The 25577-nt window shown below is 71.2% G+C and carries 17 protein-coding genes; 9 read left to right on the top strand and 8 right to left on the bottom strand.

Translation table 11 applies throughout. The features are described from left to right. Nucleotides 1–105 precede the first annotated feature (105 nt). Nucleotides 106–2043, top strand: a complete 1938-nt coding sequence (locus tag AMK58_RS14510) for an O-linked N-acetylglucosamine transferase, SPINDLY family protein (protein WP_059399109.1) — start codon at nucleotides 106–108, stop codon at nucleotides 2041–2043. On the opposite strand, the gene AMK58_RS14505 is transcribed toward AMK58_RS14510, so the two are convergent. Next, the gene (locus AMK58_RS14505) at nucleotides 2024–5815 is read right to left on the bottom strand and encodes a tetratricopeptide repeat protein (protein ID WP_059399108.1); all 3792 of its coding nucleotides are present in this window, start codon (nucleotides 5813–5815) and stop codon (nucleotides 2024–2026) included. The two genes, AMK58_RS14510 and AMK58_RS14505, sit on opposite strands and share 20 nt — an antisense overlap. Before the next feature lie 138 nt (nucleotides 5816–5953). Here AMK58_RS14505 and AMK58_RS14500 point away from each other — a divergent pair, with 138 nt between their 5' ends. Genes AMK58_RS14500 through AMK58_RS14490 form a run of 3 tightly spaced genes read left to right on the top strand, consistent with a single transcriptional unit; the run spans nucleotide 5954 to nucleotide 11832 of the window. Beyond that, the gene (locus AMK58_RS14500; RefSeq protein WP_236778265.1) at nucleotides 5954–7171 is read left to right on the top strand and encodes a glycosyltransferase family 4 protein; all 1218 of its coding nucleotides are present in this window, start codon (nucleotides 5954–5956) and stop codon (nucleotides 7169–7171) included. Nucleotides 7172–7173: 2 nt separating this feature from the next. Further along, a complete protein-coding gene (locus AMK58_RS14495) occupies nucleotides 7174–10005 on the top strand; it encodes a glycosyltransferase (RefSeq protein ID WP_059399107.1) in 2832 nt (943 codons plus the stop codon). Between the two features lie 24 nt (nucleotides 10006–10029). Further along, nucleotides 10030–11832, top strand: a complete 1803-nt coding sequence (locus tag AMK58_RS14490) for a tetratricopeptide repeat protein (protein WP_059399106.1) — start codon at nucleotides 10030–10032, stop codon at nucleotides 11830–11832. Nucleotides 11833–11862: 30 nt separating this feature from the next. Here the strand turns inward: AMK58_RS14490 and AMK58_RS14485 are convergent, their stop codons facing one another. Beyond that, the gene (locus tag AMK58_RS14485; RefSeq protein ID WP_059399105.1) at nucleotides 11863–13779 is read right to left on the bottom strand and encodes a tetratricopeptide repeat protein; all 1917 of its coding nucleotides are present in this window, start codon (nucleotides 13777–13779) and stop codon (nucleotides 11863–11865) included. A gap of 156 nt (nucleotides 13780–13935) precedes the next feature. Further along, nucleotides 13936–15012, bottom strand: coding sequence for a PA0069 family radical SAM protein (locus tag AMK58_RS14480; RefSeq protein ID WP_035677459.1), 1077 nt, complete (start codon nucleotides 15010–15012; stop codon nucleotides 13936–13938). Nucleotides 15013–15289: 277 nt separating this feature from the next. Between AMK58_RS14480 and tyrS the strand changes: the two genes are divergently transcribed. Continuing rightward, nucleotides 15290–16579 carry a tyrosine--tRNA ligase gene (tyrS, locus tag AMK58_RS14475; protein ID WP_059399104.1) on the top strand — a complete coding sequence of 430 codons (1290 nt, stop codon included), beginning with the start codon at nucleotides 15290–15292 and terminating at the stop codon, nucleotides 16577–16579. Between the two features lie 22 nt (nucleotides 16580–16601). On the opposite strand, the gene AMK58_RS14470 is transcribed toward tyrS, so the two are convergent. The 4 genes from AMK58_RS14470 to AMK58_RS14460 form a co-directional block, all read right to left on the bottom strand. Next, on the bottom strand, nucleotides 16602–19499 hold the full coding sequence (locus AMK58_RS14470) for a PAS domain S-box protein (RefSeq protein WP_059399103.1): 2898 nt from the start codon (nucleotides 19497–19499) through the stop codon (nucleotides 16602–16604). Nucleotides 19500–19753: 254 nt separating this feature from the next. Next, nucleotides 19754–20338 (bottom strand): carbonic anhydrase, encoded by a 585-nt coding sequence (locus AMK58_RS14465; protein ID WP_035677495.1) that lies wholly within the window; start codon nucleotides 20336–20338, stop codon nucleotides 19754–19756. Nucleotides 20339–20613: 275 nt separating this feature from the next. After that, the gene (locus AMK58_RS30500) at nucleotides 20614–20787 is read right to left on the bottom strand and encodes a hypothetical protein (RefSeq protein ID WP_155903579.1); all 174 of its coding nucleotides are present in this window, start codon (nucleotides 20785–20787) and stop codon (nucleotides 20614–20616) included. A gap of 113 nt (nucleotides 20788–20900) precedes the next feature. Beyond that, on the bottom strand, nucleotides 20901–22076 hold the full coding sequence (locus AMK58_RS14460; RefSeq protein WP_035677498.1) for a mandelate racemase/muconate lactonizing enzyme family protein: 1176 nt from the start codon (nucleotides 22074–22076) through the stop codon (nucleotides 20901–20903). A 138-nt stretch (nucleotides 22077–22214) separates the two neighbouring features. On the opposite strand from AMK58_RS14460, the gene AMK58_RS14455 reads away from it, so the two are divergent. Beyond that, nucleotides 22215–23138 carry a LysR family transcriptional regulator gene (locus AMK58_RS14455; protein WP_059399102.1) on the top strand — a complete coding sequence of 308 codons (924 nt, stop codon included), beginning with the start codon at nucleotides 22215–22217 and terminating at the stop codon, nucleotides 23136–23138. Continuing rightward, nucleotides 23135–23776, top strand: a complete 642-nt coding sequence (locus tag AMK58_RS14450) for a glutathione S-transferase family protein (protein ID WP_035677503.1) — start codon at nucleotides 23135–23137, stop codon at nucleotides 23774–23776. The genes AMK58_RS14455 and AMK58_RS14450 overlap by 4 nt, the downstream gene beginning before the upstream one ends. Nucleotides 23777–23868: 92 nt before the next feature. On the opposite strand, the gene AMK58_RS30495 is transcribed toward AMK58_RS14450, so the two are convergent. After that, a complete protein-coding gene (locus AMK58_RS30495; protein ID WP_014197745.1) occupies nucleotides 23869–24006 on the bottom strand; it encodes a hypothetical protein in 138 nt (45 codons plus the stop codon). A gap of 246 nt (nucleotides 24007–24252) precedes the next feature. Between AMK58_RS30495 and AMK58_RS14445 the strand changes: the two genes are divergently transcribed. Then, on the top strand, nucleotides 24253–25251 hold the full coding sequence (locus AMK58_RS14445; protein WP_051140511.1) for an MBL fold metallo-hydrolase: 999 nt from the start codon (nucleotides 24253–24255) through the stop codon (nucleotides 25249–25251). Nucleotides 25252–25368: 117 nt separating this feature from the next. Next, a complete protein-coding gene (locus AMK58_RS14440; RefSeq protein ID WP_035677505.1) occupies nucleotides 25369–25575 on the top strand; it encodes a hypothetical protein in 207 nt (68 codons plus the stop codon). Nucleotides 25576–25577 lie beyond the last annotated feature (2 nt).

Genomic DNA, 25577 nt, shown 5'->3' with positions numbered 1-25577 from the left:
ATGGGTTTGGAATTGCCGCGCCCGATGGTAACCCTTTTCCCGATGATTTCACGCTCCGCACGCCTCCTCGACGATCAGGGAGGGGCGGCAGCACCGAGGGGAAGCATGAGCACGGCCCGGCATTTCGCGTCCCCCGCCGAAGCGCTGGGCTACGCCTTGGCACTGCATCAAAACGGCCGGCACGCCGAGTGCGGTGCGGTGTGCCGCGCGATCCTGGCGGTCAAGCCGGACCATCATGGCGCGTCCTTCCTTCTGGGCGTCACTGCCTTCACCCTCGGTCGGATTGAGGAGTCGCAGCGATGCCTTGCCCTCACCATCGCCCTGAAGCCCGACCTCGCCGACGCCTGCCTCAATCTGGCGCTTCTGCTGCGGCGCCGGGGCCGCCTTGCCGAGGCGGCGGCGCTTCAGGCGCGGGCGCTCCGTCTGGCCCCTGGACCGGCCGACGCCGGGCCGGTCATCGTTCTGGGCGCGATGCTCCGCGAGCTGGGCCGAACCGCGGCGACCCGCGCCGTTCTTCGCCGGGCGATCGCGCTGGCGCCGGACGACGCCGAAGCGTGGCGCGAGTCCGGCCACGGCCTGCGTGACGGGGGCGAGCTGGCGGCTGCCGCCATGGCCTACGGACGAGCGTACCGGCTCGACCCCAGCCGCACCGAATCCCTCAGCGACCAGCTCCACGCTGCCCTCTCGCACTGCGACTGGAGCGCGTACGACGCTCTGTGCCGGGAGGTCCTGGCGGTCATCGACAGCGGCCGGGGGATCGCCCTGCCGCTGCTCACCCTGCTGATCGACAGCAGCCCGGCGCAGCAGGACCGCGCCGCCCGCCACTTCCACCGGGCGGTGGTGCAACCGGCGGCGCTTCCGCAAGCCGCGGCGGCGGTCCCTGTGGCGCCTCCCCTCGGCTCCCCCTCCGGTGATGGCGGCCGGCTCACCGTCGCCTACCTCTCCGCCGACTTCCACGAGCACGCCACCGCCTATCTGGCGGCCGAGCTGTTCGAGCTGCACGACCGCGACCGCTTCCGCGTCGTCGCCTGTTCCTACGGTCCCGACGATGGCAGCCCGACGCGCCGCCGACTGGAGGCCGCCTTCGACGCCTTCCACGACATCCGCGGCTGCGATGCGGAGCAGGTGCAGGCGCTGCTCGCGGCCGAAGGTGCTCACATCCTGGTGGACCTCAAGGGCTACACGCGGCATGTCCGCTTCGACCTTCTGGCGCGCCGGCTGGCGCCGGTCCAGGTCGCCTATCTCGGCTATCCCGGGACGATGGGCAGCGACGTCATGGACTATGTGATCGGCGACCGCTTTGTCACGCCGCCGGACCATCAGCCCCATTACCGGGAGCGGCTGGTCATCATGCCGGACTCCTATCAGGTCAACGACCGGCGCCGCCCACTGGATGCGCCCGTGCCGGACCGCGCCGCCTGCGGCCTGCCGCCGGACGGTTTCGTCTTCTGCGCGTTCAACGCGCCGTTCAAGATCACCCCGTCGCTGTTCGGGCTGTGGATGCGCGTGCTGGCGCGGGTGCCGGGGAGTGTGCTGTGGTTGCAGCAGCCCGGCCGGGACGGTGCGGACAACCTGCGGCGCGAGGCGGCGCGGCGCGGGGTCGATCCCGACCGTCTGGTCTTCGCCCTCCACCGGCCGCAGGCCGAGCATCTCGCCCGCTACCGTCTGGCCGACCTGTTCCTCGACAGCTTTCCCTACACCGGCCACACCACCGTTTCGGACGCCCTGTGGATGGGTCTGCCGGTGGTGACACGGATCGGCGACACCTTCGCGGCGCGCGTCGCCGCCGGCCTGCTGAACGCCGCCGGCCTCCCCGAGACGGTCACCACCAGCTTCGACGGCTACGAGGCGCTGGCGGTGCGGCTGGCCGGCGAACCGGCGACGCTCGCCGCTTACCGTCGCCGCCTCGCCGCCGCGCGGGCGACGGCCCCGCTGTTCGACACCCCCCGCTTCACCCGTCACCTGGAGCGCGCCTACCGGACGATGTGGGACCGCCACGCCGCCGGCCTGCCGCCCGAGGCCTTCACAGTGCCGCCCCTCTAGCAGCCTGCGCCAATGCCGCCCGCACGTCGGCGACGACGGATGCCCAGTCGCCCGGCGTCGTCTGCCGGAACAGGCGCATCGTCGGGTACCAGGGGGAGGTGTCGCCGCGCTCCAGCCAGCGCCAGTCGGCATTGTCCGGCAGCAGCGTCCAGACCGGGCGGCCGAGCGCCCCGGCCAGATGGGCCGGCGCCGTGCAGGAACTGATGACGAGGTCGAGGGTTTCCATGATCGCGGCGGTGTCGGCGAAGTCGGCGATCTCCGCGCCGAGGTCGGTGAAGGACGGCGGCAGCGGCCTGCAGCGCTCCACATCCTGCCGCCCGGCACCCATTTGCAAGCCGAAGACTGCGACGCCCGGAATGTCCAGCAGCGTCCGGAGGGCGGCCAGCCCCGGCGAGCGCCGACGGTCGTCCTTGAACTCGGGGTTGCCGGCCCACACCAGCCCCACCCGCAACCGTGCTTCTGCCTTCGGACCCAGCCGTCGCCGCCAGAACTCGATCCGTTCCGGTTCGGCGCGCAGGTAGGGGACCTCGGCCGGGACGGTCGCCAGCGTGGTGCCGAGGCGGTGCGGCAGGCTGAGCAGAGCGGCGTGGGCGTCGTGCGGCGGCGTCGGGTCGGAGCGTCCGACGACCGCGTCCACGCCGGGGAGCGTGGCGAAGAGGCGGACGAGCCGGTCGTTGCACTCGACGATCACGCGCGCACCCCGGCGGCGCAGCAGCGGCGCGTAGCGGGCGAACTGGATGCCGTCGCCGAGCCCCTGCTCGTCGTGCAGCAGGATCGTCAGGCCGTCCGGGTTCCCGCCCTCCCACACCGGGGTCGGCAGGCCCCGCGGCGTGACCTGACGGTCGGCCAGACGGGTGCGCCACTCGTACTCCCTGAACCCCGCCTCCAGCTCGCCGCGCAGCAGCAGACAGGTGCCCAGCAGGATGTGGGCCTCGGCGTTGCCGGGATCGTGGTCGAGGAGGCGGCGGCACTGGGCCTCCGCCTCCCCCATGCGCCGCAGCTTGCTGAACACAAGGCCAAGGTTCAGCCGGGCCGAGGTGAAGTCCGGGTCGATCGCCACCGCCCAATGCAGCACGCGGGCCGCCTCCGCGTCCCCGCCGGTCCGCAGGGAAAGGGCGAGCCCCAGGTTGCTGAGCACGCCGGGCTCGGCGGGGGCCAGCGCCAGCGCCCGCCGTCCGGCGCCGACCGCCTCGTCGTGGCGTCCCAGATTCTTCAGCGCGATGCCCAGGTTGGCGCGGGCGCGAGGGTCGTCGGGGGCGAGGCGGACCAGCTCCCGCAGCACGCCCTCCGCCTCGCCGTAGCGTTGGCGCATCAGCAGCGTGTGGGCGAGATGGAAGCGGTGGAAGGTGCCGAAGGGATCGAGGACGACGCAGCGGCGCAGCGGTCCGTCCGCTTCCTCCGGCGCGTTGCGGCCGAGCCGCTCCATCGCCAGGGCATGGAAGGCGTCGATGGAGGCAGGGTCGAGGACCAGGGCACGACGATGCTCCGACCCGGAGTCGGCAATCGGCTCCTCCGGGACCGGCGGGCCGGCGTCCGGCGAGATCCAGCCGAGCGCGCGGAAATGCTCGACCCGCTCGCGGATCAGCCGGGGGAAGCCGGCGTCGATGGGGACGGGTGCCAGGGACATCCACATGCCGGGAACGGCGCCGCCGTCGAAACGCCCGGTGGCGTAGAAGCGGTCCAGCCGTTCGCGGTTCGCCGCCGGGTCCTGATCGAAGGCCGCGATCATCTCGCGATGCGCGAAGGCCTGCAGCTTGGCGCGGAAGCGCTCGATCCCGCCCATCCAGGTGAAGTGCCAGCCGGCGTCCGGGACAACCCGCCCATGCCCCAGCTTGGTCAGGTAGCGGGCGCGGTTGGCGCCGATCCGGCGGATCAGCTCCCACGGGGCGGCGGCCACCGACACCCAGGGGTCGGGCGATTTGAGGTCGAGGAAATAGAGGAAGATGTCGAGGTGCGGCGCGAACAGCGAGCGGCCGTCGTCCGGTTCCCGGCGCAACCGCTCCATCACCCAGGGGCGGAGGATTTCGTCGGCATCCGAGACGACGATCATGTCCGTCGGGTCGCAGCCGTCGAGGCCGCGGATGATCGCGTCGCGCTGGTGGGCCTCGCGCTGCCACGCGAAGCCGCCGGGATCGTCGTCGACGACGACGTGGATGATCTTGTCGGCGTAGGCCGCGAAGCGCGCGCGGTTCTCCGCGTAATGGAGGGGCTTGGGATCGCCGGCGTGGGTGAAGGTCGCCTCGACCAGGACGAAGCGGTCGACCACCGCGTCCAGCTCGGCCAGCCGCACCTCCAGAAGGTCCAGCTCGTTGTAGAACTGGAAGCAATCGTAGATCCGCCGCCCGCCGGGTGGCGGGGCCGCGGGAGGCGGCGTGTCCGTCAGCGTCGTGACGTAGGCGAACCAGGCGTCGAACCCGCGCAGCGTCGTCCAGACGGCCGACCGGTTCTCCTCCGTGTTGTGGTCGAGCCGCAGCGAACGCTCGATCAGCGCGATCAGCGCCCGCGCCTCCGCCCGCCAAGCCTGCTCCTCTTTGGCCGCGGGGCGGGCGTTCAGGTGGGTGCTCAGGGCGTCCAGCAGGCGTTGTTGCGCATCGGCGAGACTGGCGGTGACGGCCGCCCCCGCCGTGCCCGCTGAGGCGGCGTCCTTCTGGTTGCCTCTCAGCTCGTCGAACCACACCAGCCAGTCCGCGGCCCGTCCGGCCCAGCTCATCCCGGTGGTGACGTGATCCACCTGTTCGCGAAGCCGGCGGCCGGTGATCGCGCCATCGTCGCGCCACTGGAGCAAGGCCGTCCGGGCGGTATCGGCGAAGCGGACGGCGTGCTCCGCCGGGTCCTCGGGGACCGGAATCAGCCGGGCGAAGCCGGCCGTGGTTTCCGGCAACGCCCCCAGCGCGCTGGACACGACGAGGCAGCCGGCGGCCAGCGCCTCCATGACGGCAATGCAGGAGGTCTCGGCGAAGCGGTTGGGGTAGGCGAGGCCGGTCGCGCCGCGCAACGCCTCGGCCAAGGCACCTTGGGAAACGGCCCCCACATAGTCCACGCCCTCGGTCTCGCGGCAGCGCCGGTAGAGGGCGCCGTAGGGGTCGCGGTCGGCGGGGACCTGATAGCCGTCCAGGCTGGAGAACACCCGGACAGTGGTTCCGGGGATCGCCGCCCGCAGGCGGGGAACGCTGTCGAGCAGCACGTCGAGGCCGCGGAAGGGCGTGCTGGTGTAGGCCAGGACCGGCGGCCAGGGCTTGGCCGCCCTGATGTCGGCCCCCGGCGGGAACAGGCCGGAGAAGGCCGGGGCAATGCCGTTGCGCAGGATGCGGCAGAGCCGGCGGTCGAGGCCGAAGGCCGTGAGGTAGCCGTCCATCTGCCAGCGGCTGACGAAGGCATAGCCGTCCCAGCAGGCGCGCGCCTCCGGCTCTGCGACGCATTGCGCGGCGGCTTGATCGACGGCGTGCTGCATCCACAGGATCAGCTTCCGCCCACCGTCGAGGGTCGCGCGCAGCCGGGTCAGCGCCTCCGTCGGGCAGCCGTTGAGCAGCACCACGACGTCGAAGGCACGCATACCCTCCCAGGACACCGCTCCTGCGGGAAGACAGCGCACCCCGCGAACCATGCCCGGCGTCCGGGTGCCGTTGACCAGCGTGACCTCAAGCTTGGAGGCGGCCAGCGCCTCTGCGAGGTAGCATAGGGCCGATTGCGAACCGCCGAGCGGGTGCAGGCGCGGCGTGTCCGGCGTGTAGTCCCCACCCGCCGGGTCGAGAAAGGCGATCTTGACGGTCATGCTGGCTCGGGCATGCTGGTTGGGGCTGGCTCGCTCGCACGTGATGGTTGGCGCTGAACAGCGGCTCACGCTGTGGATCGGTGCCCGCGTTCTGCTATCCTACCATCCAAGGCCATGGGCAAAAAGGATGTGCGGCGCGTGACGGAGTCGGCAGCGGAGGGCGTCGGGAAGCCGTGCGCGGAACAGAATCTGGCGCTGACGTGGCAGCTTTCGGAGATCCACGGCTGGGGTCTGGTCGGCGTCCACACGGCGCTGCATCTGATCGACCGGGGACGGCCGCCGCTCCTGCTGGAAAAGCCCCTTCTGTCCACCCTGCGGCCGGAAAACCGGGAAAAGCTGGAAAGCCTGATGGACGGCCATCGGCAGATCACCGCCATCGCCGAGCGGTCGGGCGACCGGATGCTCGGCCTCAACGATTGCACCGTCCTGCACGCGCTCGGCAACGGCTTCGTCGCCGGGCCGTTCTCCGCCCGGTTCCGCGGCAGCCGCAACGTCGGGGTCATCGCCTTCGAGGACACCCGGTTCGACGAGGACACGCTGCGCCGCGCGCGGAGCTACGACAAGCTCGTGGTCCACTCCGAGTACAACCGGGCGCTGTTGGCCGAACAGGGCATCACCGAGGTCGGCTGCGCCTTCCAGGGCGTGGACCCGGACGAGCTGGCGCCGGTCCCGCCGGCCCGGCGCTTCGGCGACCGCTTCGTCGTCTTTTCGGGCGGGAAGGTGGAGTTCCGCAAGGGGCAGGACATCGTGCTGGCCGCCTTCCGCCGGTTCCACGAGCGCCATCCCGACGCGCTGCTGGTCACCGCGTGGCACAACCCCTGGCCGCACACATCCGCCGACATCGCCGAGTCCCGGCTGGTGCCCTGCGCCCCCGCCGTTGGCGACAACGGCAAGCTGCGCATCGTGGAATGGGCGATGGACTGCGGCCTGCCGCCGGAGGGCTTCGTCGACATGGGCTTTCTCGGGCGCGGCCAGATCGCCGCCATCCTGGCGGACTGCCACGCCGCCCTCTTCCCCAACCGCTGCGAAGGGGCGACCAACCTCGTCGCCATGGAGGCGATGGCCTGCGGCGTGCCGGTCATCCTGTCGGCCAACACCGGCCACCTCGACCTGATCCGTGATGGCAACTGCCTGCCGCTGCGCCGCCAGGACCCGGTGGCCGACTCCGCATCAGGTCAAGGGGGCCGGCGCCGCGGGTGGGGAGAATCCTCCGTCGAGGAGGCCGTCGCCCATCTCGAAACCCTCTACACCGACCGCGCCGCCGCCAGCGCCCGCGCCGACACGGCGCGGGCCTTCCTGCGCGGCGAGCGGACGTGGCGCGCCTTCGCCGAAACCTTCGTGGCGGCGGTGGCCTAGGGATGGCACGGGATGCCAAGGCCCCCGAAGGCGCCCTGATCCACCGGCAGGCGCTCGCGAACGATCCGGCCGATGCGGTGGCGTGGCAGCACGCGGCGTATGCCGTCCGCGCGGCGGGCGACGGCCTGCGGGCGATCGCGCTGTTCGTCCGGGCCGCCCGCCTGCACGGTGACCTCCAGGCGCTCGGTGGGCAGATCGGCGAGCCCCTGGGCCTTGCCGCCAGCCGGGCCTTGAGGCGGGTGCAGGACGGGGCGGCCGACGAGGCGGCGGCGTTGCTGGAACCGTTGGCGCGCATCGTGCCGCCACAGGGCAACCTCGCGCGCGCGCTGGGCATCGTGCGGCTGGTCCAGGGCTGCGACGCGGAGGCCGAGCGGCTGCACGCCGCCGCGGGCTTCGAGGATTGCGGGCTGGGGGTCGCCCTGCGGGGGATCGCACGCCACAAGGCCGACACCGACTTTCTCGGCACCGTGGTGATCCCCGCGCACCGGATGGAGGACACCATCGAGCGGGCGCTGGACAGCGTAGCGGCGGCAGCCCGTGTCTACCGCGAGACGGTGCGGAACCCACGGGCGCAGGTCCATGTCTGCGTGGTGGACGATGCCTCGCCTGACGAGACGGCGTCGCGGGTCCTGCGCTGGGCGCGGGAACATCCGGAACAGAGCGTCGCGCTGATCGCGAACAACCGCAACCAGGGGGCGGGGCGGTCGCGCAACATCGGCGCCGCCGCGGGGCTTGGCCGGTACGTCTGGTTTCTGGACGCCGACGATTACTTTTTCGAGCGGCATTTCCTGCTGACGGCAACGGCGCTGGACCGTGATCCCGACGCCGCGTTCGTCCGCACCGGAATGCACTTCGACACCATCGACCAGGAAGTCACCCCCGAGTGGCGCGAGGCCTCGGAGGTCAGCTACCCATGCAACCTCTGCGTACGGCGCGTCTGCCACGACATGATCGGCGGCTTCCCGGAGGAGGCACCGTTCCACCCGGCCGTGGCCGACGACGTGGCCTATGGCCGGGCGCTCCACAGCATGTTCGCTGGAATCCGGATCGCGGAGAAGACGGTCCACTACACGATGCGGGCGGACAACGCCTTGGCGCGGCAGCGCCAGACGATGACCAGCGGCGTCAAACCGACGGAGCAGGTCGCGTCCGACCCCCGCTTTGTGGCGATCGAGATCCTGACCCAGCGCCGCCTCCACGCGCTGAAAGCCAGGAGAGACGCGTTTCTGCGCGACGGCGGCTGGACCGGACCGCCGCTCCTCAGGGCCAAGGGGGAGCCTGAGGGACCGCCCCCGCCGCCGCCCGCCGCCCCGTCGGAAAGCCGGGACGCCCCGCGTGCCACCGACCTCGTCGCCATCGATCTCGTCGCGGTGGCGAAGGAGGCCATCCAGGCCGGGCAGCTCGACCGCGCCGTCGCCGCGCTGACCCGCGCCGCCGCCGAGGATCCCGGCCGCATCGAAGCCTGGTTCGAGTTGGGGTTGCTCGCGCACCGGCTTCAGCGCAAGCGGCTTGCCTTGACGGCCTTCCGGGCGGTGGCGTGCCTTCACCCCGGCGCGGCCGCCGCGTGGTGCAATCTCGGCTCCATGCTGGTCGACGCCGACGCCCATGCCCAGGCCGTCCCCCGGCTGCGCCGCGCCCTGACGCTCCAGCCGGGCCTGACCAACGCCCAGCACCTCTTGGGCCGTGCGAGCCGGCGGCTCGGGCAGGACAGGCAGGGGGCGCGGGAGCTGGAGCGCGCGCTCCGGCTGGACCCGATGCGGCCCGATCTCAACGCGGACTGCGCGACCGCCGCCCTGGCCCTCGGCGACGCGGCGGGCGCGGCCGAGCATGCCCGGCGGGCGCTGCGGCTCAGCCCGGAGCTGTACGGTGGCCATGCGGCGCTGGCCAGTGCCCTGGAAGCGCTCGGTCGCCCCGACGCGGCGCTGACGGCCTGGGAGCGGGCGATCCGCTGCAACCCCGGGTTCGGCGAGGCCTTCACGCGCCGCGCCCTGTCCCTGCTGACGCGGCGGTGGGGGCCGCCTCCGGCACCCGCCCCGGCGGGCGCGCCGGGCCGCCGCCTCGCCTCGACCGTCCTGGGGCTCAACGGGCGGTTCGGCAACCAGCTTCTCCAATACGGCGTCCTGCGCCTCTACGCCGCCCGGCACGGCCTCACCCTGGAGGTTCCTCCCTGGCTCGGCCGCCACCTGTACGATCACGATGATCCGCTGCCCGGTCCGGCGTTGCCGCGCGTGGCGGAGGCGGAGGGGGAGGCCGCCGTGACCGCTTCCCTCCGCGGGGAGCCCTCCACCGTGTTGGCGGACCGCGACGTGTCCGGCTATTTTTGCGGCGACATCACACCCCTGGCGCCGTTCAAGGAGGAGTTCCGCGCGCTGTTCACACCGGGCCGCCACCTCCAGCCCCACACGGATGCGCTGCTCGGCCGTCTGCGTGACGTCGGGCGGACCGTCGTGGCGCTGCACCTCCGGCGCGGGGATTTCGGCTGGGGGCGGTTCTGGATCGCCCCAACGTCCTGGTATCGGCACTGGCTGGAGACCGTCTGGCCGACGCTCGACCGGCCTGTCCTGTTCATCGCGACCGATGATCCCGCCCAGCTGCGGGAATTCGCCGCCTACCGCCCCGTCACCGGTCGCGATCTGGCCGAGCCCATCGCGGGTGCGGAGTTCTTCACCGATTTCCACATCCTCTGCCACGCCGATCGGGTCGCCATTTCCAACAGCTCCTTCTCCTTCGTCGCCACCATGCTGAACCGCAACGCCAGTGAATTCCTTCGGCCGGACCCGGCGCGCCGGGCCCTGGTCCCCTACGATCCCTGGGCAGCCCCGGTCTTGATCTGATCGACGATTCGAAAGCTCGCACGCATGGCCTTCTCCACCAAAGCCACCCTGGATCGCCCTGCCCCCGCGGCTCTCGTCGCGGCGGGCCTCGCCCATCATGGGGCCGGACGGCTGGCCGAAGCGGAAAGCGCGTACCGGCGTGTTCTCGCCGACCACCCCCGCCACCCGGACGCCCTGCATCTCCTGGGCGCGCTGGCGCTTCAGCGCGGCCGGCCGGGCGAGGCCGTGGAGTGGATGAGGCAGGCCATCCGCTCCGCCCCCGACAACGCGGCCTGCTTCTCCAACCTCGCCAGCGCGCTGCGGCGGCTCGGCCGGCGCGACGAGGCCGTGGCCTGCTGCCGGCGCGCCCTGGTGCTGGACGCCGGCTCCGCCGATGCGCTCAACAACGTCGCGAACGCGCTGTCGGACATGGGCCGGCACGGCGACGCCGCGACCGCGCTGCGCCGGCTGCTGCGTCTCAAGCCGCGGCTGACCGACCAGCGGCTTCTGCTGGCGCAGGCGCTCATCCTGGACGGCCGCGCCGAGGCGGCGATCGAGGAGCTGATGGTGCTCCTCGGCATGGCGCCGTCATCGGTCGCCGCCTACGCCAACCTGGGCATGGCCCACCGCCGTCTCGGGCGGGCCGGGGAGGCGGTCCGCTACTACCGCTGCGCGCTGGGCTTCGCGCCGGGCGATCCCGGCGTGCTCAACAATCTGGGCGTCACGCTTCAGGATCTCGGACGGCTCGACGAGGCGGTGGCCTGCTTCCGGCAATCCATCGCGATGCAGCCGGACGCCGCGCACACCCACCTCAACCTCGGACTCGCGGCCCGCGACCTGATGCGGATCGACGAGATGATCGCGCTGACGCGGTCCGCGGTCCGGCTCGACCCGGCCCTGGCGGAGGCGCACACCGCGCTGAGCTTCGGGCTGCTGATCAAGGGCGAGCTGGAGGAAGGGTTCGCCGAGTATGAATGGCGGTCGCGCATGGCCGACTTCCCGTCGCCCCGGCGCAGCTTCGCCTCACCCGCCTGGGACGGCTCCGACCTCACCGGCCGGACCCTTCTGGTCCATGACGAGCAGGGGGTGGGCGACACCATCATGTTCGCCCGCTTCGCCCAGCAGCTCCAGGCGCGGGGTGTGCGCGTCGTCATCGAGTGCAACAGCCAGCTCGTCCGCCTGCTCTCCGCCATGCCGGGCATCGAGGGCGTGGTCAGCCGGTTCGATCCGCCGCCGCCGCACGACGCGCACGACGCCCTGGCCAGCCTGCCGCATCGGCTCGGCACCATGCTCTACACGATCCCCGCCGACACTCCCTATCTGCGCGCCGAGCCGGAACTGGCGACACGCTGGGCGGCGCGCCTGGGGCCGCGGGAGAGGCTGCGGGTGGGGCTGGTGTGGGCGGGAAACCCCGGATTCAAGGCGGATCACATCCGTTCGCCGCGCCTGAAGGCGTTTCTTCCGCTGCTGGACGTTCCGGGCGTCACGGTCTTCGGCCTTCAGAAGGGGGCGGGGCGGCAGGACCTGGAGACCTGCGGACCTCTGCCATCGTCCTTCACCGACCTCGGTGCGGAGATTTCGGACTTCGCCGACACCGCGGCGATCATGGAAAACCTCGACCTTGTCATCAGTTCCTGCACGGCGCCGGCCCATCTGGCCGGGGCGCTCGGCCGTCCGGTCTGGACGGTGCTGCCCTTCGCCCCCGACTGGCGCTGGCTGGACCAGGGGATGTGCACGCCGTGGTACCCGACCATGCGCCTGTTCCGCCAGGACCGGCGCGGCGACTGGGCGCCCGTCGTCGGTCGTGTCCGCGCCGCTCTCCAGGCCCTCGCGCGGTCCCGCCCGTAACCCATCGCACAGGGCGTCAGGGCGTAAATCTCAGGGTGTCCAGGGTTCGAAGGGCCGGATGCGGCGGGCTGCGACGTCCGGCTCGACGAACAGGCGGGCGCGGGTGTTGAGGCGGGCGGCCAGCGCGCTGAAGCCGCTGGCGGCGCTGGTGCCGACCACGTCGGCGTTCATCAGCACGTGGAAGTCCTGAAGGAAGTCCAACCCAACCCACTCCTCCACGACGTCGGTCCGCGTCAGGGGATGGAACTCCGCGAAGGCGTGCCGGATCGCCGCGACGTCGTCGCTGGCCACATAGAGCACCGGCCGGTCGAGACGCGGCCACCAGTCGCGCAGCCAGTCGACGTACCAGGCGGTCTCGGTGATCGGGTAGTTGGACGTCACGAAGTCGCCGCGCCGGATGTGGAGCGCGACCACCGTGTTCCCCGCCGCCCGCAGCCGTTCGACCGCCGGGGCAAGCTGCGGCTCCCAGACCCGGCGCGGCCGCAGCCAGGACTGGACCCGCTGCCGGTATTCCCGCTTGTGCTCGAACAGGAACAGGGGCGAGAGAATGTCGCGGTCGGCGATCGGCGCCCGCTCCGCTGTGCCGCTGACCAGTTCGTTGAGGATGCGTCGGGAAAACAGCAGCGGCGGCAGCGGACCGCTCTGCGGCGGATCGTTCAGCTCGAAGAAGGCGCCCCCCACCCAGTCGGGAGTCTCCAGCACGAAGCCGTGCTTCTCGGCGTAGAGCCGGACCAGGATGTATTCCAGGACGGTGTGGGCGAAGCGGCCGCGGGTGGCCAGGGACGAGGAGGTCACGCGCGGCGGCCGGTGCCCGCCATCCGCCCCCACGGCGGCGGGGCGGATCAGTTGAAGCCCCTGGTCGGCCAGGGTTGCGCGCAAGGCGGCGAGCGACTTCACGGTGAAGAACCAGCCGTTGTCCCCGCGGACCGCCGCCAGCCGGTCGCGGGCCGCCCGCGGGGCGCCGTCCTGCAGGTCGAGCGCGGCGAGCGCGGTCAGGCACTCCCCGCGATAGACCACGCCGCCGAGCGGCGCCGAGGCCAGCCGGGTGAAGAACGCCCGCCCCTCGGTCCGCCGGTCGCGTCGCAGGAAGACGGTGGTCAGCAACTCGATGCTGAGAGGCACGTCGACGCCGGGGAGCGGCAGGCTTTCGATCAGCTCGGCCTCGGCCTCGGCCAGGCGGCCCAGATCGTTCAGCACGGCGGCCACCCGCAGACGGGCCAGCCCCAGCCCCAGCCGGGCCGACCGCCGGTAGGCGCGCAGAGCCCGCAGGGGATCGCCATGGGCGTACAGGGCATTGCCGACATTGTACCAGTACTCCGGACTGGCCGGGCTGAGTGCCAGCGCGCGCCGCAGGCTGGCCTGGGCCGCGGCGTCATCACCGCGTTCGAGCAAGGTGTTGCTCAGGTTCATGTGGGCGGGCGCCAGTTCGGCCTTGACCGCGATGGCGCGGACCAGACTGTCCACCGCCTCGTCGAGTTGGCCGGCGCGACGGAGAACCACCCCCAGATCGTGATGAACCTCGGCCAGACCGGGGTCGAGGCGGGCGGCACGGCGCAGCGCTTGAACGGCTTGCGGCGCCCCGGCATCGCCCTGGGCCTGGTAGGCCTCGCCGAGGTTGCGCCAAGCCTGCGGGTGCCCCGGATCGAAGAGGGTCAGCCGCCGCCAGTCGGCGGTGGCCTCCGCGGGATGGCCGACCTTGTCGAGGATGATCGCCCGGTTGACTCGCGCCTCGACCCAGCCGGGATTGAGCCGAAGCGCGCGCCCGATCAGGGTCGGGGCGACAGCCGGCCGGCCGCCCTGCCACTCGGCCATGCCAAGCAGATACAAGGCGTTGGGATTTGCCGGATCGACTTCCATGACCCGTCGATAGAGAGCGGCCGCCTCGGAAACGCGGCCCGCGCGGTGATCGGCGAAGGCAACGGCCAGGATCTCACCGATGGTGGCCATCACCCCCTCTCCCTCGACCTTGGAGCCGCGGCCTTCGAACCGCGGCCCGGATTATCGACACCCGTGCGGGCGTGTTCAGGCGGCCGAAGGTAGCCCAGCGACGGCCGGCCGATCAACGCTGAGCGGGCCGGATCGCTCCCGTGCAAGACGGAACGGTCAAAACATCGTCAGCTGATCGCCGCGGGCCGGCGGGGGCTTGAAATCGTCGCAGTTGAGGGCGGCATCGCGGGCGTTGAGGCCGAGGCGCCGGCAAGCCAGCTTGAACCGCTTCGACAGCAGCTCCGCCACCGGGCCGGAGCCCTTCATGCGGCTGCCGAATTGGGATTGGTACAAGTTCCCCTCGCGGCATTGGCGGATCAGGCTGAGCACCCGTTCGGCGCGGTTGGGCGCGTGCTCGCGCAGCCATTCCTCGAACAGATCGGCGATCTCCAGCGGCAGGCGCAGGAGGATGTAGTTGGCCTGCGTCGCCCCGGCCTCCGCCGCCGCGGTCAGGATGGCTTCCAGCTCATGGTCGGTCAGCCCCGGGATCATCGGGCTCGCCAGCACCGCCACCGGCACGCCGGCTGCCGTCAGCTCACGCATGGCGGCGAGGCGTCGGGCGGGCGTGCTCGCCCGCGGCTCCATCCGCCGGGCGAGGTCGCGGTCGAGCGTGGTGACCGACAGCGCGACGTTGACCAGTCCCTTGGCCGCCATCGGCGCCAGGATATCGAGGTCGCGCAGGACCAGCGCCGACTTTGTGATGATCATCACCGGCTGATTGAAGTCGCGGCAGACCTCCAGCACCGCGCGGGTGATGCGCTGCTCCCGCTCGATGGGCTGGTAGGGATCGGTGTTGGCGCCGAGCGCCAGCGGCTTGCAGCGGTAGGATCTGGCGCGAAGCTCCACCGCCAGAAGTTCCGCCGCCCTTGCCTTGCGGAAGATTTTCGTCTCGAAATCCAGCCCCGGCGACAGGCCGAGATAGGCGTGGGTCGGGCGGGCGAAGCAATAGATGCAGGCGTGCTCGCACCCCCGATAGGGATTCACCGACCGTTCGAAGATCACGTCGGGCGACGTGTTTTTCGACAGGACCGAACGGGCCGTGTCGTCGAAGACCTGGGTCGGGACGGTCTCCGTCAACGCTTCGTTCTCGCCCCAGCCGTCGTCGGCCAGCACCCGCGTCTCCCGCTCGTAACGGGAGGTCAGGTTGCTGATCGCCCCCCGTCCTTTCAGGGCCTGCCGCGGAATCTCGTCCATGGCAGGAGAATAGCGGCGCGGAAATAGAACGTAAAGGGAACAATTATCCTTCTCTTGGACGCGGGTGGGAACCGATCGCCCTTGACGGCCCGCCCCGGCGCGCCTAGCTTCCCGGTTATGACGACGCGCACGCACCACTTCAGCCGCTATTATACGCTGCTCCCATAGGGCGGCGCGTTCAGTCTTGACCATATGAACCATGCCGCCGCTGACCGGCGGCATGTGCTTCGACAGATGATCCCCGGGACGCGGCCCTTCCCTTCCGGAGATCAGCACCATGGCGACCCCCGCCGCTTCCAGCCCCTTCCAGTCCGACTTCCTGCGCGTGCTCGACGAGCGCGGCTTCCTGCACCAGGGCAGCGACCTGTCGGGCCTCGACGCCCTGCTGCGCCAGGGGCCGGCCGGCGCCTACATCGGCTTCGACGCCACGGCGGACAGCCTGCATGTCGGGCATCTGGTGTCGATCATGGTGCTGCGCTGGTTCCAGAAGACCGGCAACCGGCCCGTCGTGCTGATCGGCGGCGGCACCACGCGCATCGGCGACCCCAGCTTCCGCGACACCAGCCGCCCCATGCTGGACGACGCGCAGATCGCCGCCAACATGGCCGGCATCGGCCGGGCCTTCGCCCAGTACCTGTCCTTCGGCGACGAAGAGCCGAACGGCGCGGTGATGGTCGACAACGCCGACTGGCTGGACGAACTGCGCTACATCCCGATGCTGCGCGACATCGGGCGGCATTTCACCGTCAACCGGATGCTGAGCTTCGATTCCGTCAAGCTGCGGCTCGACCGCGAACAGCCGCTGACCTTCCTGGAGTTCAATTACATGATCCTCCAGGCCTTCGACTTCCTGGAGCTGTCGCGCCGCCACGGCTGTCGGCTGCAGATGGGCGGGTCGGACCAGTGGGGCAACATCGTCAACGGGATCGAGCTGGCCCGCCGCGTCGACGGGACGGAGCTGTTCGGCCTGACCACGCCGCTGCTGACCACCGCGTCGGGCGCCAAGATGGGCAAGACGGCGGCGGGGGCGGTGTGGCTGAACGCCGACCGGCGCAGCCCGCACGATTTCTGGCAGTTCTGGCGCAACACGGAGGACGCCGACGTCGGCCGCTTCCTGCGACTGTTCACCGAACTGCCGCTTGACGAGATCACCCGGCTGGAGGCGCTCCAGGGATCGGAGATCAACGAGGCCAAGAAGATCCTCGCCCATGAGGCCACATCCCTCTGCCACGGCGCGGCGGCGGCGGCCGAGGCCGGGGAGACCGCCCGCCGGGTCTTCGAGGAGGCCGGGGCCGGCGGCGGCCTGCCGACGGTGGAGGCCGCCCGCACCGACCTCGCCGCCGGCGTCCGTCTGGCCGACCTGCTGGCCGCCGCCGGGCTCGCCGAGTCCAAGGGTGCGGCACGGCGGCTGATCCGCGACGGCGGAGCGCGGGTGAACGGCACCCCCGTCACCGACGAGGCGGCGCTGCTGACCCCGGCGAACCTCGACGGCGCAAACCCGGATGGGGATGGGCTGATCCGCCTGTCCGCCGGCCGCAAGCGCCACGCGCTGGTCCGGGTTCGGTGAGCAGAGCCGAAGCCGGGCGTCCTCAGCGCTTCCCGGCTTCGGCCACCACCTGCTTCAGGTGATGGGACGACACCGGCTTGTGCAGGATGGCGAAGCCGCTGCGCTGGGCCTCGACGATGCGTTCGGGGGCGGTGTCGCCGGTCAGGATGATGCTGGGAATGGACGCCCGGCAATGGGCGTGGATGGCGCGCAACGCCTCCGGCCCGGTCTTGCCGTGGCGCAGCCGGTAGTCGGCCAGGATCACGTCCGGCCGCCGCCCGGCCTCGTCGAGCAGGCGGATCGCCTCGTCCCCCGCGGTGGCGGCGATGACCTCGTAGCCCCAGCCCTCCAGCATGGCGCGCAGCCCCATCAGGATGATCACCTCGTCGTCGATGATGAGGACGAGGCGGCACCCGCCGCCCTCCGTCCGGCCGACCGCGGGAACCGTCGTCACGGCGGGCCTCGGCGGCTCGGCGGCGGGAACGGTGACCAGGAAGGTCGATCCGCTGCCCGGCCGCGACCGCAGGGCCACGGAATGGCCGAGCAGAGCGCACAGCCGCCGCACGATGGCGAGGCCGAGGCCCAGCCCCTTCTCGCGGTCGCGCTCCGGGTTGCCGAGCTGGGTGAATTCCTCAAAGATATCCTCCTGGCGGTCCGGCGGGATGCCGGCGCCGCTGTCGCACACGGCGATGTGGAAGCGGCGGCGCGACCGCCGCACGCCCAGCAGCACCCCGCCCCGCCCGGTGTAGCGCAAGGCGTTGTCCAGCAGGTTGCGGACGACCCGCTCCAGCAGCATGGGGTCGCTGCGCGCGTGGAGCGTGGTCGGGACGACGCGCAGGGTCAGGCCGCGCCGCGCCGCCTCCGGCGCGTATTCGGCGGCAAGGCGCTCGAAGAGGGGCTGGATCGCCACGGTGGTGGTCACCGGCTCGACCACCCCGGCGTCGAGCTTGGAGATGTCCAGCAACCCGTCGAGCAGGCGCTTCAGCGCCTCCAGCGCCTGCTGCATGGTCTTCAGCGTGCCGTGGCCCGGGGTGCCCTGCGTCTGCTCGCCCAGCGCCGAGGTAAGGAAGAACAGCGACTGCACCGGCTGGCGGAGGTCGTGGCTGGCGGCGGCGAGGAAACGCGACTTCGCCCGGTTGGCCCGCTCCGCCTGGTCCTTGGCGCGGCGCAGCGCCGATTCGGTGCGCTTGCGCTCGGTGATGTCGCGCAGGATGGCCGTGAAGAACTGGTCGCCGCCGTCACTCCAGGCCGACAGCGACAGCTCCAGCGGAACGGCCAGCCCGTCGCGCCGCCGCCCCTCGACCTCTCGGGCGACACCGTCGGCCAGCCGGTCCGGGCTGAGAGGCTCCGGAACGAGGCCACCCGGAATCAACCGGCGCACATCCGTCCCGACCGCGTCGGCCGGGCCATGGCCGAAGATGCGCTCCGCGCCGCGGTTGTAGGTGTGCACCGTGCCCTTGGCGTCCACCAGAAGGATCGCGTCGGCGGCGGTCTCCAGAAGCGAGCGGTGGCGCTCCACGGCCCGCCGGATGGCCCGTTCGTCCTCCTTGCGGCGAGTCACGTCCTGGGCGTAGACGGCAAGCCGGTCGCCGGTGGCGAACAGGCGCAGGGCGTACCAGTCGCCGCCCAGCCGGGTTTCGAACTCCTCCGGTTCCCCGCGGTCCAGCGCGTCGCGGAAGCGCGCGGCGAAGGGCTCGGCCACGCCGGGCGGCAGCAGGGCCGCGAAGACCTGCCCCACGAGATCCCCGCCGTCGCCGAACAGGCGCGCCGCCTTGTCGTTGGCGAAGGTCACGCGGCCCTCATGGTCCAGCTCCACCACCGCATCGGTCGAGGCGGCGAGGATCGCGGCCATGCGGTGCTCGGCGGCGTGGGCGGCGTCGCGGGCCTGCTCGCGGACCTGAAGCTCCTGCGCCATGGCGTCGAAGGCGAGGCCCAAGGCACCGATCTCCGACCGGTCGCCCGGCCGTCCGATCCGCGCGCCCCGGTCGCCGGCGCTCCACCGCTCGACCACCCGCTTCAGCCGGGCCACCGGGCGCAGCACGAACAGGCGCGCGCCGATCCAGGCCGCCGCCAGGGACAGCGCCGCCGCCAGCGCCAGCAGGAAGGCGCTCCGCTCGGCCGCGGCGGTGACGGTGCGCAGCGCCTCCGCCCGGTCCAGCCCGACCGCCAGGAACAGCTCGCGGACCCTCTGGTCCACCGGGGCGTAGGCCAGGATGCGCGGCTCGCCGTCCAGCCCGGCGACCTCGGCCACGCCGTCGGACGGCGCGCGCAGCAGGGCCATCAGCGGTTCGGGCAGCGGCATGCCCACCCGCTGGTCGTCGCTGCCGGGGAAGCGGCCCAGCAGCGTGCCGTTGCGGTCGGCGAGCACCAGCATGGCGTTCGCCGGCAGCGGCTTTTCCGCCAGATACTCGCGCAGCCATCCGGCGTCGAGCGCGATGGACACCACCCCCGCCATGCGGCCCGTCCCGTCGGTGTAGGGCGCCGCGAAGGGCAGCACGGGGCGCCCGTCCATCCGCCGCACCGCGTAGTCGCCGACGACGAAGCCCTGCCCGTAGAGCGCCATGCGGATGTGCGGCAGCGCCGCCACCATCAGGCCGTTCAGCTTGGCGTCGCTGGCGCAGCGGACCGAACCGTCGAGATCGGTCAGGGCGATGCCCTTGACCCGCGGCAGACGGCCGCGCAGGCGGTTCAGGGTGGCGGAGCACTGCTGCGGATCGACGGCGAGCCGCGGCGCCATCTCGGCCACCGTCACCAGCACGCCGCGCATGCCTTCCACGACCCGTTGCTGTTCGTCCTGGATCAGGGTCAGCAGGCGGCGGGCCTCCGCCTCGGCCTGCCGCTCCCCCGCCTCGATGGCGGTCAGGCTGTTGTGCGCCAGGATGCCGATGGCCGGCAGGCTGGCGAGAAGAACGAGCAGGACAAGGCGTGTGAGAATGCTCATCGGCAGCCTGGGAAAAGCACGGCGGAAGGGAACGGCACGACCCTGCACTTCCCAAGGGACGCATGGCACCCCGGGGCCGATGCACGCCGTCGTATCCGCGGCAGCGGTGCCCCGCTACCTCGCCGGCCACATCCTTACCTTGCGTTTACCAAAAGGAGGGGCCGCGCTCAACCGACTATTTCGCATACGAATTATAACGGCGCCGGAGGAACGGGTGTCCGCCCCCCCAGCGCCACGGGATTGTCCGCCCGTCCTCAGGCGGAGTCGGCGATGGATTCGACGCTGCCGTCGAGCGCCATCAACAGCAGTTCCACCTCCAGGTCGGGATGCCGTTCCTTGATCGCGGCGCCCAGCGCCCGGAGCTGTTCGGCGTGGACGGCGGTCTCCTTTTGCGGGTCCGCCGCGATGTCCTCGTTCAGGAACACGCGGTAGGCGCCGCAGTCCCGGTGGTCCATCACCATCACGCGCCGGATGCCGTGCAGCTGTCTGGCGACCGCCACATGGTCCCAGAAGGCCTCGCCCCACGCCTTTTTCCGGTCGGTCAGGGCGCCCAGCGACGCGCCGGCCAGGATCACATGGTCGTAGCGGTTGGCCAGCCCGCGCCCGTCCATGTAGCGGCCGATGCCGTCGATCAGCCGGTAATCCATGCAGGAGAGAAGAAGCGCCTCCACCGCGCCGGCGGGTTGGGCGGCGCGCGCGGCGCCAAAGGTCAGCGGCGCCATCAGCGCGGCCCCGGCGCCCAGCGCGGCACCCCTCAGAAAGGTCCGGCGGGAGTCGTGCCGAAGGCTGCCGCAGCAGGTCTGGCCTAAGGCGATTCCGGTGCTTGGTCGGTACTGCATGAGGTCTCCACGTCGTTGAGGTTTCGTGGGGCCGAACGCCCGTGGAGACCGCAGTACCTCACCGCTTCCGAGACCGCATTATTCGTAGACGAATCTTTCATGGACCAGAAGGGCACAGCATGATGACAGGACGATCTGGACAAATTGGAACGGAAACCTTCGGCCCGTCCAACGGACGCAAAAAGGCGGCCATAGGATGCCAAAAAGAAACGGGCCGCCTCCCTTTCGGGAAACGGCCCGTTCGGCATGGTGCTGCCGGTGTTGCGTTGCTGGTATCAGCCGCGGGTGCTGCCCGAAGCCCGGTCGCCGGTGGCGACCGTGTCGCTGGCCGGCTTTTGCGTGCCGGCGCTGGCGCTGTGGCTGGAGGAGCAATCCGCGCTGGCGACCCCCGCCGTCAGGAGGGCGGCGAGACCGAACAGAACGGCTACCGGCTTGGCTCCATGAGACATTGGATCACCTCCTTTCAAAACTGTTGAACACCGCAACAGCATGTGAGGACGATCCGGCGCGAGTCAACGCCCTATACCGCCCGTACAGGGTGCGGCGCGCAACGGAGACCGCCTCAGTCCGCCGTCTCCAGCGCCTCCCGCATGGTGCGGAACAGCTCCGCCTTGTCCTCGAAGCCGATGCCCGGCAGCTCGGGCAGGCGGACCCGCCCATCCTCGACCGCGATGCTGTCGGCGAAGCCGCAGAAGGGCTTGAACACGTCCGGGTAGGACTCGTTGCCGCCCAGATGCAGGCCGGCGGCGATGTTCAGCGACATCTGGTGGCCACCGTGCGGCACGACGCGGCGGCTCGACCAGCCGTTCTCCGCCAGCATGTCCAGCGTGCGCATGTACTCGACGAGGCCGTAGCTGAGCGCGCAGTCGAACTGCAGCCAGTCGCGGTCCGGGCGTATGCCGCCGTGGCGGATCAGGTTGCGGGCGTCCTGGTGGCTGAACAGGTTCTCGCCGGTCGCCATGGGACGGTCATAGTGGTTCGCCAGCTCGGCCTGGAGCGCGTAATCAAGCGGGTCGCCGGCCTCCTCGTACCAGAAGAGATTGTAGGGCTTCAGCGCCTCGGCGTAGGCGATGGCGGTCTTCAGGTCGAAGCGGCCGTTGGCGTCGACGCAGAGGTTCTGCCCATCGCCCACCACCTCCAGCACCGCCTCGATGCGGCGCAGATCGTCCTCCAGCGAGGTGGCGCCGATCTTCATCTTCACGACCTTGTAGCCGCGGTCGCGGTAGCTGCGCATCTCGCCCTGGAGCGCCTCCACCCCCTTGCCGGGGTAGTAGTAGCCGCCCGCGGCGTAGACCCAGACCGACTCGTCGGCCACGCCGCCGCGGTAGCGGTCGGCGAGCAGGCGGTAGAGCGGCTTGCCGGCGATCTTCGCCACGGCGTCCCACACCGCCATGTCGATGGTGCCGACCGCGACCGAGCGTTCGCCATGGCCGCCCGGCTTCTCGTTGGTCATCAGCCGCGCCCAGATCTTGAACGGGTCGAGGTTGCCGTTCGCCTCGTCGATCAGGCTGTCGGGGGCGGCCGACGTCAGGCGGGGGATGAAGCGCTCGCGCATCAGGCCGCCGGCGCCGTAGCGTCCGTTGGAGTTGAAGCCGTAGCCGATCACCGGCTTGCCGTCGCGCACCACGTCGGTGATGACCGCCACGGTGGAGCAGGTCATCTGGCTGAAGTCGATGTAGGCGTTGGCGATGTCGGACTTGATGCCGACGGTCTTTTCCCGGATCTCCACGATGCGCATGGCGCTGCTTCCCTTTGGCTTTTCCGATGCCCTGGGCCGCAGGATAGGGATGGACGGGACCGCCGGGCCAATGCCAGTTTCAAATCGCATGATGCGCGTCCGGCATGGGCTGACGGGATATTGGCTGGCGGAACAGCGATGGAACTGAACTGGCTCGAGGACTTCCTCGCCCTGGCGGAGTGCGGCAACTTCTCCCGCGCGGCGGAGGGGCGCAACCTGACCCAGCCGGCCTTCAGCCGCCGCATCCGCGCGCTGGAGGACTGGACCGGCACGCCGCTGTTCGACCGCAGCACCCAGCCGGTCGGGCTGACCGAGGCCGGGCGCCGCTTCCGCCCCTTCGCCGACGAGACGCTGCGCCGCCTCCTGCAGGGGCGGGAGGAGGCTCGGCTGGCCGGCGGCGCGGCGGCCACGGCGCTGCGCTTCGCGGCGACCCACGCCTTGTCGCTGACCTTCTTCCCGACCTGGCTGAGCCGGCTGGAGGGGCAGGCGCGGCTGGGCGCCATTCATCTGCTGTCCGACAGCATGCAGGCCTGCGAGCAGGTGATGATGCAGGGGCAGGCGCAGTTCCTGCTGTGCCACGCCCATGCGGCGGCCCCCTCGCGGCTGGAGGCCGGGGGCTTCCGCTCGGCCGCGGTGGGAAGCGACCGTCTGGTGCCGGTCTCCGCCCCGGACGAGGCGGGCGCGCCGCGGTATGCCCTAGCCGGTGGCGGGGCCGCCCTGCCCCATCTCGCCTACAGCCCGGAATCGGGTATGGGACGCATCGTCACGGCGGCGCGCGGCGGCTTCCCGGCTCCGCTGGCGCTCGATACCGTCTTCACCTCGCACCTCGCCGCGGTGCTGCGCGCGTTGGCCCGCGACGGGCGCGGCGCGGCGTGGTTGCCGGACAGCCTGATCGGCGAGGATATGGCGCAGGGACGGCTGGTGCGGGCCGGCGGGGCGGGTTGGGAAATCCCGGTGGAGGTGCGCCTCTACCGCCCACGCGCGCGCCAGAGCCCGGCGGCGGAAGCCTTCTGGGCTTTGGCGGCGGAACAGGCACCCCAGGACGGGAGGGATCGGGAATGAGCGGAGCGGGTTACAGGCTTTATGGAGCGCCCGGCTGGGGGTCCGTCCTGACGGAAGCCATGCTGGTCCAATGCGGCGCGCCCTTCGTCTTCGAGAACGTCGAAGGCTTTGACACGCCGGGCGAGACGCGGCGACGGCTGCTGGCACTGAACCCGCTGGGGCAAATCCCCACACTGATCCTGCCGGACGGGACGGTGATGACGGAAAGCGCGGCCATCGCGCTGCTGCTGGCCGAACGGCACCCGGACGCCGGACTGGCCCCGCCGCCGGACGCGCCGGAGCGCGCCACCTTCCTGCGGCGGCTGGTCTGGCTGGTGGCGAACGTCTACCCGACCTTCACCTACGGCGACTATCCGGAGCGCTGGGTGACGGCAGCGCCGGAGGCGCTCGGCGCGGCGATGGTGGAGCAGCGCAAAACGCTGTGGCTCTGGCTGGAGTCGCAGTTGAGCGATGGTCCGTGGGTGCTGGGGGAGCGCTTCAGCGCGCTCGACCTCTACGTCGGGGCGATGGTGCACTGGCGCCCCCGCCGCGCTTGGTTCGCAGACCATTGCCCGAAGCTCGCGCGCGTGGCGGAGCGGGTGCTGGCCTTGCCAAACCTGGAACCGGTCTGGAACCGGAATTTCACGCCGTCGCCCTGAACCGGGACGCAACGGTTTCAACACAACGGTTTCAACACGACACAGGGGGCGGCCGCTGGGCCGCCCCCCGTTTGACAATCAGCGCCCGTAAATCAGCGCTCGTTGATGGCGCGATACACGATGTAGGCCGGGGTCGCGCGCAGCCAGGCGGCGAGGAACTCGCGGACGGCCTGGAGGGCGGAGGACGGGGCGCGGTCGCTGCCGATGTGGGTGTAGGTCGAGCTGTTCATGATGGTCTCCAATCGTTGGGAGGCGTTATCGGGGGCGTTGTTCGTTGAGACCAATATGCTCTGGTATACCTAATACCACACGCGCGCTTATTGCAGAGCAGACCCCGAAAAATGCAACGCTTTCAATGCTTTAATAGGTAAGCAATCAGCTTTTCGGACTATCTGCATCACGGACTCCGAATTCCTGCCGCATCGCGGAAGACGGCGGTCTAGCCAAAGCCGCCGGACCACCCCACTTCTCGTGTCATGCCGCGCGACGACAGCCAGCCCCGCTTTCCCGCCGTCCCGTCCGACCACTGGGACGGGCGCCGTTTCTTCAACCCCCACGCCGACACGGACAAGAGCCCGCGCGAGCTGTGGCGGCTCTACAAGGCGCGCGGCCCGCGCTGGACGCCGCCGGACCCGCAACCGCCCCGCCCCTTCCGCGCCGTCACCCCGGCGCGGGGCGAGGTCGCGGTCACCTTCATCGGGCAGGCGACCTTCCTGATCCAGATCGGCGGGGCGGCCTTCCTGACCGACCCCGTCTATTCCGACCATGCCGGCCCCTTCGGACGGCTGGGTCCGCGGCGGGTGCGCCCGCCCGCGGTGCAGATGGAGGATTTGCCGGCCATCGACGCGGTGCTGCTCAGCCACAACCACTACGACCATCTCGACGCCCCGACGCTCCGCCATCTGGCGCGGCGCCGCGGCGTGCCGCAGGTGATGACGGGCCTCGGCAACGGCCCGATGATGCGCCGTGCCGGCTTCGACGCGGTGCATGAGCTGGATTGGTGGGACAGCCTGCCCGGCCCGCACGGCACCCGGATCACCTTCGTCCCGGCGCAGCACTGGTCCGCCCGCACACCCTTCGACCGGCGCCGGACGCTGTGGGGCGGCTTCGTGGTCGAGACGCCTGAGGCCGCCGTCTATTTCGCGGGCGACAGCGGCTATTGCCCGCATTTCCGGGAGATCGGGCGGCGGTTCGGCGCCATCGATGTCGCCCTGCTGCCCATCGGCGCCTACGAGCCGCGCTGGTTCATGGCGGCCCAGCACATGAACCCGGCGGACGCCGTGCGGGCGCATCGCGACCTGGGGGCGCGACACAGCGTCGCCATGCATTTCGGCACCTTCCAGCTGACCGCTGAGGGCATCGACGCCCCCATCCGGGCACTGCACCACGCTTTGGCCGAGCAGGCAGTCGAACCCGCCCGTTTCGCCATCCCCGGCTTCGGCGAGCCCTTGCGCTTCCGCCGCCCTTCGGCCTAATGGCGAAGGGGAGGATTCGCCCAGCGGCCTATGGCGCAAGCGTCATGGACGGGACCGCGCGGATCGGAGTAACGCCTTGAGGGACAGCACCCACCACACAGGCGGAGCCGGGCGTAAATGCAGTTGGAAATCAATGCCTTCGTCAGTTCCCTCGGCAGCGAATCGGACCACGGCCCCGACGCGCTGGAGCGGGTGCGGGACAGCATGCGGTCCCTGGCCGACACGCTCGCCGCGCTGAACCTGGGCATCGTTCTGGAGGTGCGCGACGTGCAGCGTTTGCAAACCGTCGCCCGCATCGTCCAGGCCAACGCGCCGAGCCGCTGAGG

This window comes from Azospirillum brasilense (assembly GCF_001315015.1).
GTDB classification, from domain to species: domain Bacteria; phylum Pseudomonadota; class Alphaproteobacteria; order Azospirillales; family Azospirillaceae; genus Azospirillum; species Azospirillum brasilense.
The sequence above is the reverse complement of the archived record's forward strand: the minus strand, read 5'-3'. Positions and strand labels throughout refer to the sequence as shown.

Bases quoted from the DNA above. Each gene is read 5' to 3' on its own strand.
- tyrS (WP_059399104.1), top strand. From the start codon at position 15,290: ATGGCGACCCCCGCCGCTTCCAGCCCCTTCCAGTCCGACTTCCTGCGC.
- AMK58_RS14460 (WP_035677498.1), bottom strand. From the start codon at position 22,076: ATGCGCATCGTGGAGATCCGGGAAAAGACCGTCGGCATCAAGTCCGAC.
- AMK58_RS14505 (WP_059399108.1), bottom strand. From the start codon at position 5,815: ATGACCGTCAAGATCGCCTTTCTCGACCCGGCGGGTGGGGACTACACG.
- AMK58_RS14455 (WP_059399102.1), top strand. From the start codon at position 22,215: ATGGAACTGAACTGGCTCGAGGACTTCCTCGCCCTGGCGGAGTGCGGC.
- AMK58_RS14440 (WP_035677505.1), top strand. From the start codon at position 25,369: ATGCAGTTGGAAATCAATGCCTTCGTCAGTTCCCTCGGCAGCGAATCG.
- AMK58_RS14465 (WP_035677495.1), bottom strand. From the start codon at position 20,338: ATGCAGTACCGACCAAGCACCGGAATCGCCTTAGGCCAGACCTGCTGC.
- AMK58_RS14480 (WP_035677459.1), bottom strand. From the start codon at position 15,012: ATGGACGAGATTCCGCGGCAGGCCCTGAAAGGACGGGGGGCGATCAGC.
- AMK58_RS14510 (WP_059399109.1), top strand. From the start codon at position 106: ATGAGCACGGCCCGGCATTTCGCGTCCCCCGCCGAAGCGCTGGGCTAC.
- AMK58_RS14495 (WP_059399107.1), top strand. From the start codon at position 7,174: ATGGCACGGGATGCCAAGGCCCCCGAAGGCGCCCTGATCCACCGGCAG.
- AMK58_RS30495 (WP_014197745.1), bottom strand. From the start codon at position 24,006: ATGAACAGCTCGACCTACACCCACATCGGCAGCGACCGCGCCCCGTCC.
- AMK58_RS14470 (WP_059399103.1), bottom strand. From the start codon at position 19,499: ATGAGCATTCTCACACGCCTTGTCCTGCTCGTTCTTCTCGCCAGCCTG.
- AMK58_RS14445 (WP_051140511.1), top strand. From the start codon at position 24,253: ATGCCGCGCGACGACAGCCAGCCCCGCTTTCCCGCCGTCCCGTCCGAC.
- AMK58_RS14490 (WP_059399106.1), top strand. From the start codon at position 10,030: ATGGCCTTCTCCACCAAAGCCACCCTGGATCGCCCTGCCCCCGCGGCT.
- AMK58_RS14450 (WP_035677503.1), top strand. From the start codon at position 23,135: ATGAGCGGAGCGGGTTACAGGCTTTATGGAGCGCCCGGCTGGGGGTCC.
- AMK58_RS14485 (WP_059399105.1), bottom strand. From the start codon at position 13,779: ATGGCCACCATCGGTGAGATCCTGGCCGTTGCCTTCGCCGATCACCGC.
- AMK58_RS30500 (WP_155903579.1), bottom strand. From the start codon at position 20,787: ATGTCTCATGGAGCCAAGCCGGTAGCCGTTCTGTTCGGTCTCGCCGCC.